At 36.8% G+C, this 13,603-nt stretch carries 10 protein-coding genes and 1 tRNA gene; 3 read left to right on the top strand and 8 right to left on the bottom strand.

Going from position 1 to position 13,603, the window contains the following annotated elements:
* Positions 1 to 40 precede the first annotated feature (40 nt).
* From V0410_RS09450 to V0410_RS09440, 3 genes are all read right to left on the bottom strand, one after another.
* Positions 41 to 113, bottom strand: a tRNA-Phe gene (locus V0410_RS09450).
* 109 nt (positions 114 to 222) lie between these two features.
* Entirely contained in the window at positions 223 to 2,064 is a 1,842-nt protein-coding gene (locus V0410_RS09445) for a lysophospholipid acyltransferase family protein (RefSeq protein WP_227942952.1), read from the bottom strand.
* 22 nt (positions 2,065 to 2,086) lie between these two features.
* On the bottom strand, positions 2,087 to 3,325 hold the full coding sequence (locus tag V0410_RS09440) for an aspartate kinase (protein ID WP_330747268.1): 1,239 nt from the start codon (positions 3,323 to 3,325) through the stop codon (positions 2,087 to 2,089).
* A 323-nt stretch (positions 3,326 to 3,648) separates the two neighbouring features.
* On the opposite strand from V0410_RS09440, the gene fbp reads away from it, so the two are divergent.
* Together fbp and menC are read left to right on the top strand one after the other, a co-directional pair.
* Positions 3,649 to 4,665: a class 1 fructose-bisphosphatase gene (gene fbp, locus V0410_RS09435; RefSeq protein ID WP_110010152.1), complete on the top strand. Its 1,017-nt coding sequence runs from the start codon at positions 3,649 to 3,651 to the stop codon at positions 4,663 to 4,665.
* The gene (menC, locus tag V0410_RS09430; protein ID WP_330747267.1) at positions 4,666 to 5,670 is read left to right on the top strand and encodes an o-succinylbenzoate synthase; all 1,005 of its coding nucleotides are present in this window, start codon (positions 4,666 to 4,668) and stop codon (positions 5,668 to 5,670) included.
* A 13-nt stretch (positions 5,671 to 5,683) separates the two neighbouring features.
* On the opposite strand, the gene V0410_RS09425 is transcribed toward menC, so the two are convergent.
* Entirely contained in the window at positions 5,684 to 5,851 is a 168-nt protein-coding gene (locus tag V0410_RS09425) for a bacteriocin-like protein (protein WP_171006348.1), read from the bottom strand.
* Positions 5,852 to 6,296: 445 nt separating this feature from the next.
* Positions 6,297 to 7,427 (bottom strand): alpha/beta hydrolase, encoded by a 1,131-nt coding sequence (locus V0410_RS09420; RefSeq protein WP_330747266.1) that lies wholly within the window; start codon positions 7,425 to 7,427, stop codon positions 6,297 to 6,299.
* A 152-nt stretch (positions 7,428 to 7,579) separates the two neighbouring features.
* Here V0410_RS09420 and V0410_RS09415 point away from each other — a divergent pair, with 152 nt between their 5' ends.
* Positions 7,580 to 9,253, top strand: coding sequence for a glutamine--tRNA ligase/YqeY domain fusion protein (locus tag V0410_RS09415; protein ID WP_330747265.1), 1,674 nt, complete (start codon positions 7,580 to 7,582; stop codon positions 9,251 to 9,253).
* 88 nt (positions 9,254 to 9,341) lie between these two features.
* Here V0410_RS09415 and V0410_RS09410 read toward each other — a convergent pair whose 3' ends face one another.
* The 3 genes from V0410_RS09410 to V0410_RS09400 all read right to left on the bottom strand — a co-directional run bounded on the left by V0410_RS09410 (position 9,342) and on the right by V0410_RS09400 (position 13,408).
* The gene (locus tag V0410_RS09410) at positions 9,342 to 10,238 is read right to left on the bottom strand and encodes a 3-hydroxyacyl-CoA dehydrogenase (protein ID WP_330747264.1); all 897 of its coding nucleotides are present in this window, start codon (positions 10,236 to 10,238) and stop codon (positions 9,342 to 9,344) included.
* 273 nt (positions 10,239 to 10,511) lie between these two features.
* Positions 10,512 to 12,440 (bottom strand): oleate hydratase, encoded by a 1,929-nt coding sequence (locus tag V0410_RS09405; RefSeq protein ID WP_330747263.1) that lies wholly within the window; start codon positions 12,438 to 12,440, stop codon positions 10,512 to 10,514.
* A gap of 89 nt (positions 12,441 to 12,529) precedes the next feature.
* The gene (locus V0410_RS09400) at positions 12,530 to 13,408 is read right to left on the bottom strand and encodes an AraC family transcriptional regulator (protein ID WP_330747262.1); all 879 of its coding nucleotides are present in this window, start codon (positions 13,406 to 13,408) and stop codon (positions 12,530 to 12,532) included.
* Positions 13,409 to 13,603: the final 195 nt, after the last annotated feature.

The following is a 13,603-nucleotide window of genomic DNA, read 5'->3' as shown; positions in this document are numbered from 1 at the left end:
TAAAAACAAAAAAACCTCTGACTAATCAGAGGTTTTAAAGTGGTTTCTCCAGGAATCGAACCAGGGACACATGGATTTTCAATCCATTGCTCTACCAACTGAGCTAAGAAACCATTATATTTTTGTTTGACTTACTTCGTTGTTTTAAAGTGATGCAAAAGTAGTAAGTTTTAGTATACAAAGCAAGTATTCATCGTACTTTTTTTGAATAAAGTTAAAAACTTACTGATTATCAGCCGGATTATTTTCCTGCTCTTTTCTGATCTGCTCACTCATCTCTTCCAATACCGGTTTAATCGTGTTTTCCGGAAGATCACTGATTCGGATATACATCAATCCATCGATCGCATCGTTGAAGTTTGGATCTACGTTGAAAGCAATTACTTTTGCGTTTTGCTTGATATATTTTTTGATCAGGACAGGAAGCCTCAATTCAGGTTCAAGATCATCAATAATCTTGTCCAGCTTGTTGAGGTCAGACTCCATTTCTTCAAAGAAAATATTTTTATCCCTGTCGCGAAGCTTTACCTTATATTCATTTCTAGGAGTGATATATTGTGCTACTGCAGAATCGAAATAATTGGAACGCATGAACTCAATCATCAGCGATTTTGAGAACTCAGAGAACTTGTTCGAGATACTCACACCACCCATAAGGAATTTATGATCCGGATTTCTCAGACATACATGCACTATTCCTCTCCATAAAAGAAAGAGTGGAAGTGGCTTCTGCTGATATTCCTGGCAGATGTATGCACGGCCCATTTCAATCACCTTTTTGAAAAAAGGATGGATATCCTGCTCAAACTCAAATAAAGAGCTTGTATAGAACCCTTTGATGCCGTATTTCTTCATTACCTCTCTACCCAATGCCATTCTGTAAGCTCCGGCCAGTTTTTTCTCACCGTTATCCCACAGGAAAAGATGGTGGTAATGTTTGTCATACTCATCAAGATCAAACGGAAGATTACTACCTTCACCTACCGCACGGAAGGTGAGCTCTCTCTGACGTCCGATTTCCCTCATAATAGAAGGGATTTCCTCGTAAGTCGTAAAGTAAATCTCGTAATTTCCGTTACTGAAAAGCATTTTTTCAGTTCCTCTCAATTTATCAACATCTTTGATAATGTCTTCCAGAGGTGTTTCATCAATGATATTCTGAACAATATTTTCCTCCTTGAGTAAAGGAAATTTGACCGATAAATTTTGAAGGTTAATGCTTTGAGCAAGAGATTTTCTTTTTTCATAGTAAGATTTCATCATATAAACCTTACGTTTCAGAAACTCTCCCAATTCCTCAATCGTTTCCATGTCGTCCATTGCCTTTACGGTAATAGGACGTCCGATTCTGATTCTGATAGGTTTTTCCCTGTCATTCATCATTTCTGCAGGAAGCATCAGCGTCTGTAAATTCGGGTGAAGTTTAGCTACCTGATAAAAAAGTCTGCTGTTCTTGGCATGGAAATACATAGGAACTACCGGCACTTTAGCCATTCTGATAAGCTTAAGTGCTGTCTTTTCCCAATCTTTATCTAAAATCTCTCCGTAAGGATTGTTTTTGTTGGAAACTTCTCCTGCCGGAAAAATACCTACACAGCCTCCGTTTTGCAAATGCTTGAGTGTTTCACGCATTCCCGAAGAGCTGCTGTAAGCTTCTTTTCTGTTTTCAAAAGGATTTACAGCGATTACATACGGCTCCATAGGTTTGATCTTTTCCAAAAGGAAATTCCCCATTACCTTGAAATCCGGACGAACCTCTGATAAGATCTTGCACATCAGAATACCGTCAATAGCACCCAGCGGGTGATTGGAAACCAGAATAAACGGTCCTGTTTTCGGAATCTTTGCCAGATCCTCTTCAAAAGCTACATAGCTTAGGTTTCTTTCTCTCACAAATGAGTCGAAAAAGTCTTTGCCTTCCTTGTCTTTTAATTTATCGTATAATTTATTTACTTCATTTATTTTAGCAATGCTCATCACAGCAGATGCTACCGGGTTCTTGAGAAACCCAATTTTATTTAAGCCGGAAGCTTTGATCAGATCGTTTTTCGAAATTAAACTCATGTGTGTTTAGTCGCAATTAATATTATTGTGTTACCATTTGAAGAGTATTCTTGGAGATTTGTTCCAATAATACATTTTTTTCATGGTAAAATTTATCAATGTGATCCTTCTTCGCATTTCTTACTGTGAATAAAGATACATTTTTAATTGCTTCGGTTTTAAAAATTTTTTGAAGCTCTTCATTGAGCTCATCAATATGATTAAATTTATCCTCAAGGCACAGTGCCAGAGAGATTGCAGAATTCTGCATCAGGGAAACTTTGATTTTGTATTTGGATAAATATCCGAAAATCAGGCTCATATGGTCTTCTGCAATGAAAGAGAAGTCCCTTGTAGAGATTTTCAAAAGATCCTGGTTTTCTTTCAGAATATAAGATTCTTCCTGTTGGTTTTTTTCGGAAGCACCTACTTTTGTTCCTTCTTTGCTTGGATCCACGAAAGATTTTACATAAAAAGGAATATTTTTTTGCTGTAGCGGCTGTAATGTTTTCGGGTGAATAACACTGGCACCATAATAAGCCATTTCTATAGCTTCCTCATAAGAAATATTGGAAAGAAGGGTTACATCACTGAACTTTCTCGGATCTCCGGTCATTACTCCCGGTACATCTTTCCATATTGTCATTGCTTCAGCATTTAAGCAGTAAGCAAAAATAGCAGCGGAGTAGTCGGAACCCTCTCTTCCTAATGTTACCGTAAAATTGTTGTCGTCAGAACCGATGAACCCCTGAGTTACATAGCAGATTTCAGGATTAAGATGGGAAATAAATTCTTCCGTTTTTGTCCAGTCTACCATACCTTCCCGGTATGAATTATCCGTTTTTATATAATCTCTGGCATCCAGCCACTGATTTGTAAACTGGATCTCATTCAGGTATTCACTCACGATTTTAGTAGAGATCATTTCTCCACAGCTTACCACCTGATCGTATACGAAGTTATAGTTGGGAGATTTATTTCTTCGTAAAAAAGAATCAATATCATCAAAGAAAAGATTGATTTCAGCAAAAACCGCATGATTTTCAGGGAAAAGTCCTTCCGCAATCTCAATGTGTTTTCGTTTTATCTTTTCAATCTCAGTTTGATAATTATCTTTTTTGAAATAAAGTTCTACAACTTTTTCCAACTCATTTGTCGTTTTACCCATTGCTGAAATCACCAGCAAGCATTTGGCAAATCCCTGGCTTTTTAGAACCATGGACACGTTTTTTACACTGTCAGCATCTTTTACCGATGCTCCACCAAACTTGAAAATTTTCATTAAATTGTTAAAAATAAAATTGTTAGATAAAAAATTACATGAGTTTTTTACGGACGTCAAAATTATAAATTTACAACGAGATATGAAATAGCCTTATGCGGAGATAGAATTAAGATTTCCTTAAAATCAACAATTCATGAAATAAATTAATTTTTTTTGGTTCTGATTAAACAAATTAGGAGGTATAATTTTCAGTACAGGGTTCGTGTAATGTTATGTTTTGTTTGTATCTTTCTGAAATACAATGATTAATCTCTTTTTTAATTAAATTTTCTCAATGCGATAAATTTTCCGAAATTTGGGCAAAACGTAAAAAGAAAAATATGTCAAATCAACCATTACAGACTTTAGGAGAATTTCTTATAGATAAACAGGACGATTTTCAGTATTCTACAGGTGAATTTTCTCGTCTTCTAAGTGCAATAAGATTGGCTTCGAAAGTGGTAAACAGAGAAGTAAATAAAGCCGGAATTGTAGATATAACAGGAGCTGCAGGAAACCAGAACATCCAGGGGGAAGAACAGCAGAAACTTGATGTAATTGCTAACGAAATTTTTATTACGGCTTTGTCTCAGAGAGAGGTTGTTTGTGGTATTGCTTCTGAAGAAAATGATGATTTTATTGATATCAAATGCGGTGAAAACGGACATTTAAGTAAATATGTTGTACTGATTGATCCTTTGGACGGATCTTCCAATATTGACGTAAATGTTTCGGTAGGAACTATTTTCTCCATCTACAGAAGAGTTACAGAACCGGGAACTCCGGTACAGCTGGAAGACTTTTTACAGAAAGGTATCAACCAGATTGCTGCGGGATATGTTATTTACGGTTCATCTACCATGATTGTTTATACAACAGGTAACGGAGTAAACGGATTTACATTAGATCCGTCTTTAGGAACATATTATCTTTCCCATCCTAATATGACTTTCCCAAAAACAGGTAAAATCTATTCTATCAACGAAGGAAATTATATCAAATTCCCTCAGGGAGTAAAAAATTACCTTAAATACTGCCAGATGGAAGAAGGTGACCGTCCTTACACTTCAAGATATATCGGTTCTTTAGTGGCGGATTTCCACAGAAATATGCTGAAAGGAGGAATTTATATTTATCCTTCTTATTCACAGGCTCCGAATGGTAAATTAAGACTTTTATACGAATGTAACCCGATGGCATTCCTTGCAGAGCAGGCCGGAGGAAAAGCAACTGACGGATTCAGAAGAATTTTGGAGATAGAACCTACAGAACTTCACCAGAGAATTCCATTCTTCTGTGGAAGTATCGATATGGTGGAAAAAGCAGAAGAGTTTATGCGTATCGACAGCGTAAAATAAATGGAAGCAACGTACTTACAATATTTATTACAATTTAAGCGCCCGAGTGGAACATCTCGCGGCGTTTTGCTTGATAAAGAGACCTTTATTCTGACGATTTCCGAAGAGGGAAGAAAAGGAGTGGGGGAATGTGCTGTTTTCAGAGGGCTGAGTTTTGATGACAGACCTGATTATGAAGAAAAACTGAAGTGGCTTTGTGAAAATATTAATCAGGACAGCGTTTTTTTGAAGCAGGAACTGAAAGAGTTTCCTTCGATCTGGTTTGGATATGAACAGGCTATGCAGAATTTAAAATATGGAGGCAACCTGTATTTTCCAAGTGAATTTACCGATGGAAAATCTGCTATTACCATCAACGGTCTGATATGGATGGGCGACGCAGCGTATATGGAAGAACAGATTCAGGAAAAACTGGAAAAAGGCTTTCACTGTATCAAATTAAAAATCGGTGTGGATTGGAAGTCTGAGCATATTATTCTTCAGAAATTAAGAGAAAAGTTTTCCAAAGATCAGTTGGAACTGCGTGTGGATGCCAATGGAGGATTCAGTAAAGACGAAGCGATAATGGTTTTACAGCAGCTTGCTGATCTTCATATCCATTCCATTGAGCAGCCTATCAAGGCCGGAAATTGGAATGAAATGGCTGAGTTATGTGCAAAAACACCTACTCCGATTGCATTGGATGAGGAACTGATCGGAATTATAGATCCCGAAAAGAAGAAACAGCTTTTGGAAACAATTAAGCCACAATATATTATTTTGAAACCTGCATTGGTAGGAGGTTTTTCAGGTTCTGATGAATGGATTTCCCTTGCGGAAAATCAGAATATAAACTGGTGGATTACTTCAGCATTAGAAAGTAATATTGGATTGAATGCCATTGCTCAGTATACTTTTACCAAAAAAAATCCAATGCCTCAAGGTTTAGGCACTGGAGCTTTATTTGTCAATAATTTTGAATCCGTTTTAGAGCTCAGAAATGAGCTGCTGTGGTTCAAAATATAACTGAAAAAGTTAATTAGCATAATGGTGGAGGTGAATCCGGACATGTAGTTTGCCCACAGTAGTCAGGTGCCCATGCTCTGCAGCACATCGCTGCCGGATCCCAGTTATTGCAACCAAGCGGTGGTCTTCCCCCTTTTACTTTTTTCAATTCTCCTCTTTTGATTTTCTTTAGATTTTTCATGTTATTGATTTTATTTGATTGGTAAGTAAATGTCGATAACTTTTTTGAATTATACAACATGTGGGGAATTATTTAATATTATTTAACAATTCCCTTGAAATATTTACATAGTATTGAATATGGATTTGTATGGTTTCAGTTTTTACCTGCAATCCCTTCCTGTTCAGAATATTTGAATTTTTTTTAATCCGGTCTGTAGGAGGACCTGGCAGTTATAGATCGAATATTTTGTTGATTTAGAGGTTGTTACACAATTAAATCACATCCTTTACGAAAATAGCTTTCTTTATATAGTTTAATATATTAGAAAACCTTTTTTTAATCTGTCCCATAATTAAAAATTGTAATTCCCTAATAAATGAATTAGCAATCATTGTGCCATAGTGGTTGTTTTTAGAGAATTTTTAACGTATAATTCATTTTTCAGGGATTATTTAATTATTTGTTAAGAAATAATTGTGAAAATGTTTTCATTATCTTTGGATCTGTTGGTAATAAGATTTCTGTCAATTCCATATAAATTCTGGAAGATGTCATGCTGTACCTGCGAACTGGAAAGATATCCCCAATGGTTTCCCGCTTCATATTTAAAGCTATTAAGCAGATCATCTTTTACAAAGGTACAGTCGATAACAGACACAATATATTTATATTGATCAATACCGCTAGGACCATTTTTACCAAGTCTTGGAGTAAGAATATTTTTCGTAAACTGAGAAGCCGCTAGAATAATATCCTGCCTGTTTAAATAAATAGAAATCCTGTTAGCCAGTAAGGGAAGCTTATTAAATGAATCCTCAGCATCTTCAAATACTTTATAGCTCACGTCAGCATTTAACAGAAGGACCTGGTCGATAACACGGAGGATATTTTCCCTTTTAAGGCTGTATAACATACTTTGAAGTACCCTGTTTCCCATAGAGTGGGCCACAAGATGTATTCTTTGATTGCAGGGAGCAAGATCCCGGTTGGAAAAAATATCTTTTAAAAATTGAGTGTAGAAATAGAACAATCTCATCAAAGATGTTCCCGAATTGATGCTGGAAGCTTTATCATCAAAATAACTCAACGGAATTATACTGCCGGAGGCGGGCCAGCTCACAAATAAAATATGCTCTACAGGCGATGCCGGATTATCAATAAATATTTTTTTAAGGTCAAGTATAGCTTTTAATTCATCATCAAAATCATATAAATAACCATGGATGAATATCATTACATCACTTCTGTCTTTGGTGGAAGACATGTTTTTGTACAGTTCATAAAACATTCTTTGGGTTCCGCCAAGATTATTGGCTGTTAGAGAGGATTTTTTAATTCCTTTTTCGCTCAGCAATACCTCCAGAACTTCTTCATAACCCTGTTTTTCGGGTTCAGAAAAAAGCTTATAATTTAAAATATTTCTGTTGGTATAATCCTTTTTCTTTTTGATTTGTGCTGAAGGCTCCTTATAGTTCTCAAAATCGCACCTGGCGATTCTGAAATTAGGAATCGAGTATTCTTCATTGGAAAAAGAGTCTACTCTTTCACCTTTATGCCGGATAATTTTCCGGTTGCTTAGGATATAAACAGCCATAACGGTTAATGGTTAAAATGGTATTAGCTTCCCGAAATTAGTGAAAAATATTGAAATACAACAGGTAAGGCATTTAAATTACCACTTTTACAAAAGCTTATTTTTCCGTAACTTTGTGAAACTTTTTTTGCTAAAAAATAAAAGCTACTTTAATGGAAGAAGAAAAAAAATCACTCAATTTTATTGAGCAAATTATAGAAGATGATCTGGCAAACGGTCTGAAAAGAGAGCAGATTCGTTTCCGTTTTCCGCCTGAACCTAATGGTTACCTGCATGTAGGGCATACAAAAGCCATCTGCATCAACTTTGGGCTGGGCGAAAAATACAATGCTCCCGTAAACCTCCGTTTCGATGATACGAACCCTGAAAAAGAAGAACAGGAATTCGTAGACTCTATTATGAAAGACGTTGAATGGCTGGGTTTCAAATGGGATAAAGTTTTGTATGCATCCGATTACTTCCAGCAGCTTTACGATTGGGCAGTTCAGTTAATTAAAGATGGAAAAGCTTATGTAGATGAGCAGCCTTCTGAAGTGATTACCGAGCAAAGAAAAAATCCTGCAGAGCCGGGAATTGAATCTCCATATAGAAACCGTCCTGTTGAAGAATCGTTAGATTTATTCGAAAGGATGAAAAACGGAGAGTTTGAAAGCGGTTCGATGTCTCTTCGTGCAAAAATCGACATGGTTTCGCCTAATATGAATATGCGTGACCCTGTGATGTACAGAATTTTGAATAAACCTCACCACAGAACAGGTACAGCCTGGAAAATTTATCCGATGTACGACTGGGCTCATGGTGAATCCGATTATATCGAACAGGTTTCACATTCACTTTGTTCTTTGGAGTTTGAGAACCACAGACCATTGTACAACTGGTATTTAGATCAGGTATATGAAGAAGGAAGGGTTAAAAACAAACAAAGGGAATTTGCAAGGATGAATGTTTCCTATATGATTACTTCCAAAAGAAAGCTTCAGAGACTGGTAGCTGAAGGGGTAGTAACCGGATGGGATGATCCTAGGATGCCTACTATTTCGGGGATGAGAAGAAAAGGATTTACTCCGGCTTCTATCAGAAACTTTATTGAGAAAGTAGGAGTAGCGAAAAGAGAAAACCTTATTGAAATTCAGCTGCTTGATTTCTGCGTGCGTGAAGACCTGAATAAGGTTGCCAAGCGTGTGATGGCAGTAGTAGATCCAGTGAAATTAGTGATCGAAAACTATCCGGAAGATAAGGAAGAATGGTTAGAAACTGAGAATAATCCTGAACAGGAAGATGCAGGGACAAGAGAAGTACCATTCTCAAGAGAAATCTATATTGAACGTGAAGACTTCAAGGAAGAAGCTAACAATAAATTCTTCAGACTTAAATTAGGAGGAGAAGTTCGTTTGAAGTCTGCTTACATCATCAAAGCTGAAAGAGTAGAGAAGGATGAAAATGGTGAGATTACAACGATCTACGCTACGTATGATGAGAAGAGTAAGTCAGGAAGCGGAACAGAGGAAAGTTTAAGAAAAGTAAAAGGAACTTTACATTGGGTATCTGCAAAACATGCTATTCCTGTAGAAGTAAGAATCTACAACCAACTGTTTACAGTGGAACAGCCTGATGCGGAAAAAGATGTAGACTTCTTAAACTTCATCAATCCTGAGTCTGTAACTACAGTGAAAGGATTTGCTGAACCAAGCCTGAAAGAAGTTGCTGTAGGAGAACCATTACAGTTCCAGAGAATTGGATATTTTACAAAAGATCAGGATTCTACTGAAGATACCTTGGTATTCAACAGAACAGTAACATTGAAAGATTCTTATAAACCTGAATAATTTTCAGGAATAGATCATAAAAACAAAATCAGGACTTCATTTGGAGTCCTGATTTATTTTAATAGCTAAAAATCTGAAATTTAAGATTCTACTTCAGGAAATCCTTGTCCTGATAAGCGGGATTTGGATATTTGTAAAATCCTTCCCCGGTTAATACTCCCAGTTTTCCTTTATCAATATATTCTTTTTTTAATTTTTCTACAGCTTTTATCTTTAGTGGATCCTGAGTTTCTTCAGCTTCCATCTTATTGATATTATAAGCCGTCGTAATTCCTACAATATCCAGAATACCAAATGGCCCTGCTGGTGCTCCGGTAGCGACCATCCATGTCTTGTCAATCGTTTCTATATCTGAGACTTCATCAACCCAGAGATTGACTGCGGCACCAAGCAGCGGAACCAATAATGAATTGACAATATACCCGGGCTGTTCCTTTTGGATAGGCAGTGCTACCATTCCAATTGCTTTCGCAAATCTGATCACAGAATCAAATACCTCCTGAGAAGTTCCCGGATGACGCATTACCTCTCCGGTATTATGCTTCCAGATTTCATTGGCAAAATGGAGTGCAACAAACTTCTCCGGTCTTCCTGTAGCTTCAGCAAACTGACTTGGAAGAAGAGTAGAAGAATTCGTTGCAAATACTGTTTTTTCAGGGGCTACCTGAGCCAGTTTATGATAGAATTCCGTTTTGATGGCTGGATCTTCTGGAACTGCTTCTATCAGAAGGTCGGCATCTTTTACTGCTTCAGCAAGATCAGATGAATAGCTGATATTTTTGAATGTGGCATCAAGTTGTTCCTGCGTTGCACCCAGGTCTTTTTTGTAAGTTTCACTTAGAGCAGTGAATTTACCTTTGGCTTTTTCCAATACTTCATCATTGATATCATATACGGTAACTTTGAAACCGTGATAGGCAGTCTGGAAGGCGATCTGATATCCCAATACGCCGCTTCCCGCTATCGTTATATTTTTAAAATCCATAAGATTTATTTTTAATTAAAAATGTTTTTAAAGTAAATGATACTTTTTAAAAAAATGATACTTTGTCTTTGACGCAAAGGCTTAGAATAATAATGATTTATTATAGGAAGCAAAGAAGAGAATCTACAAGCTGATTTGATGAAGCGTATTGCTTTGCGGAGCAGATTTATCTGCCTTTGCTCTCTTAAAATAAGAATAAGTTTTTTTATAAATCTTTGCGTTAAAAATAAGGTATGCACTACTTTAAAACTATTGTTTTGTAAGCTAATATTTTCAATCTTTTACTCCTTTTACCCATTCCTGAAATCTGGTTAAGAAAGATTCGTGTTCTTCTTTTTCTTCCGGACGGTTTACCAGGATGTGTTCAAAATAAGTTCCTTTTAATATTTTTCTTAAAATTCCCTCTCCTAAGAAAGGTTTATAGTCATTCAGAGCCTGAGTCGCTTTTAATAAATGTCGGATGTCATACTGTAACGGATTGATATCCGGCACTTGTTTGTTAAGATTAAGAAGGCTGTAAACAGCTATTCTCGCAGTTCTCACAGAGCTTTCCATAGTGAAGACAACATCATTATTGGTTTCTACAAACTGTCCTACAAGACCTAAGTTGGTACATCCTTCAGGAACCACTCTCGGACGGTCTCCCATCGCTCTCGGCATAAACATAGAAGTGATATATGGCATGAATGCTGTACGGACAATGGTATTTTCTGTGACGTTATCCAGCTGATCTGTTATTCCAAGGTGGTGGCACAGCTCGGCCATAATCTCGTTTCCGGTACACTGAGGCATTGTTTTTTTGATATAATTACCTTCTTTATCCATCAGTAAAGCATATACCCATACAACAAGGATGTCATCCGGCTGAGTAGGGAAGTGCGGTTGCCTGTTGCAGGTAAAACTCATCACCCAATTAGAATCTGTAATGGTAATAATACCTCCTGTGGCTGTTCTTCCTGAATAAGGATCATTTACACACAGTTCTTTTAGCTTTTCTGTAAAAGCAGAAGGACGGCATGTTAAGGTAGCAGACTCCCAGGAAGATTTTTCAATATGGCTGCAGAATTTTTCAGGTTTCCCGAATACTTCAGATTTTGCAGCAAGATTTTTCCAAAGCTTCCATCCTGCACTTTGTCCGGCGCTGCTGTTGTCTATGGTGACTTCAGGAACGGTATTATTGTCTCCGTAGAATGTACTTTCAGTCATAGATCCGGTAGTCACAATTACGTAGTCGTTTTTACCAACCGGTATTCTTACTTCCTCTCCATTCTGTTCAGTGATGATTCCTTCAACAGTTTTTCCTTCTGTATTAATATGAATATCAAGATCTTTTACTAATGTATTGAACTGGATCTGCACTCCTTTTTCCACCAGGAAGTTTTTTAATGGAGTTACATACGTGTCATACTGGTTGTATTTTGGGAATACCAGACATGAGAAGTCTTTCATTCCGTCAATGGCGTGGAGGAACCTGTGCATATACAGTTTCAGTTCCAGTAAGCTGTGCCAGTTTTCGAAGGCAAACATAGAACGCCAGAAGAACCAGAAATTACTGTTGAGGAAAGATTCAGAAAAATAATCTTCAATCGTAAGATCATCCAGCTCTTCTTTTTTCTTTAGCAATAGTTTTACAATCGCCAGCTGATCTTTTTTCTCAAGTCCGAACTTACTGAAATCTTTGATCTGTCCTTGATTATGGATGAGTCTCGCTTTGGAATAATTCGGGTCGTTGTCATTGATAAGACGGTATTCATCCAATACACTGTAAGGTGCAGGCAGCTCCAAAGCAGGAATATCCTGGAACATATCCCATAAATTTTCATAGGTCATATCCATTTCTCTTCCTCCACGGATGATGTAACCGTCTTTTGCGTTACCGGCACCATCCAGAGATCCGCCTTCCACATTTAGCTGATCAAGGAAAATAATGTTTTTGCCGGGTACACGGCCGTCACGGATAAAATAATAAGCGGCAGACATTCCGGCAATTCCGCTACCTACAATATAGATTTTACTGTTTTCGTAAGATTGCAGAGGAATACCTTTATTACGTTGATAATTTCCGATCTGATCGGAGAAAGGCATCGTTTTTTCAGGAGTGTTAATCTGAACTTCTTTACTTGAATCCGGTTCGTGGTTTACATTTCCAAACTGCTCAGAGGCATTTAAAACTTTATCGAATTTTGAATTGATCGTACTCATCTTTTATTGTTTTTAATTAACAGTATAAAGGTACCTCTATTCAGGAAGCGATATATATCCCCAAGTTCAGAATTATTATCCCCAAATTCTCATGACTGAATATTTTCTTTAGTTCTGTACTCCGATGGAGAAAGTGCAGTATGTTTTTTGAAAAAACGGCCGAAAGCTGATGCCGAGTTAAACTGAAGCTCAAAGGCGATCTCCGATATGGTGACCTCAGGGTTCCCAAGCATGACATACGCTTCCTTCAGTAATGCTTCATCAATCACTTCATGAGGTGTTTTTCCGCTTGATTTCTTAATGATTTCGATGAGGTATTTATTGGAAACATGAAGTTGATCCGCATAAAACTGAACCGTTCTTTCCCTGGTGATATTTTCACGGATCAGTTTACTGAATTTGAGATAAAGGTCTTTTTTTCCTTCTTCCTTTTCCGGATTTGCAGCATTTTCCTGTTCCATAATCTCAGCAGTCTCCAGCAGCAGATTGAAAATAATGGTACGGATAATCTCCTCTGTAAATTTTCCCTGCTTTTTCGATTTTTTATCAAGGTAATCCAGAAGATTTTGCAGAAGTGAAGAATTGGTTGCCGTAGTTTTTACGACGCTGTATGAACCTTTGGAGAAAAGATTCATTTTCTCAATGATAAAAGGATTGGAAATATTTTTAATCAGAAAGTTCTTGTCGAAGAACAGCAGTTTCATCGTAAAATCATCACTGGTTTTTCCAAATTTTACAATGGTAGAGGGTGCTGCAATAAGAAAGCTGTCAGCATCTACTTTGTATTTCTGACGGTCTATTTCAATATTGATTTCTCCGGCAGTACAGATACATAGTGCATAATAATCCATTCTGAAAGGAGCTTTTGGAAATTCAAAAATGGGTTTTCCGGAAGAAATGTAATAGGATTGGCAGCAGTCAATACTGTAAAAAGATAGCGTATCATGTAAATTTTCGTAGGTTATCATTCTTCAGTATTGGTTAAAATTTTATTATGTTTCTAAGTGAATTTAGTATAAAAGTATCTGTTGTTACTGCAATTTACGATTTTTATAAAAGTTTATTGTTTTTATATAGAAGATAAAACTGTTTTTTCAGATTAAAGTTGATTCTCTGCTGAAGGTTATTGATAAAAATAGGGTTTAAACAAAGACTTTTGGGTT

The sequence above is a fragment of the Chryseobacterium sp. CP-77 genome (assembly GCF_036362765.1).
In the GTDB taxonomy this organism is placed as follows: domain Bacteria; phylum Bacteroidota; class Bacteroidia; order Flavobacteriales; family Weeksellaceae; genus Chryseobacterium; species Chryseobacterium cupriresistens.
Note: the sequence above shows the minus strand (reverse complement) of the source record. Positions and strands in the feature narration are given on the sequence as shown.

Bases quoted from the DNA above. Each gene is read 5' to 3' on its own strand.
- V0410_RS09445 (WP_227942952.1), bottom strand. From the start codon at position 2,064: ATGAGTTTAATTTCGAAAAACGATCTGATCAAAGCTTCCGGCTTAAAT.
- V0410_RS09440 (WP_330747268.1), bottom strand. From the start codon at position 3,325: ATGAAAATTTTCAAGTTTGGTGGAGCATCGGTAAAAGATGCTGACAGT.
- fbp (WP_110010152.1), top strand. From the start codon at position 3,649: ATGTCAAATCAACCATTACAGACTTTAGGAGAATTTCTTATAGATAAA.
- menC (WP_330747267.1), top strand. From the start codon at position 4,666: ATGGAAGCAACGTACTTACAATATTTATTACAATTTAAGCGCCCGAGT.
- V0410_RS09425 (WP_171006348.1), bottom strand. From the start codon at position 5,851: ATGAAAAATCTAAAGAAAATCAAAAGAGGAGAATTGAAAAAAGTAAAA.
- V0410_RS09420 (WP_330747266.1), bottom strand. From the start codon at position 7,427: ATGGCTGTTTATATCCTAAGCAACCGGAAAATTATCCGGCATAAAGGT.
- V0410_RS09415 (WP_330747265.1), top strand. From the start codon at position 7,580: ATGGAAGAAGAAAAAAAATCACTCAATTTTATTGAGCAAATTATAGAA.
- V0410_RS09410 (WP_330747264.1), bottom strand. From the start codon at position 10,238: ATGGATTTTAAAAATATAACGATAGCGGGAAGCGGCGTATTGGGATAT.
- V0410_RS09405 (WP_330747263.1), bottom strand. From the start codon at position 12,440: ATGAGTACGATCAATTCAAAATTCGATAAAGTTTTAAATGCCTCTGAG.
- V0410_RS09400 (WP_330747262.1), bottom strand. From the start codon at position 13,408: ATGATAACCTACGAAAATTTACATGATACGCTATCTTTTTACAGTATT.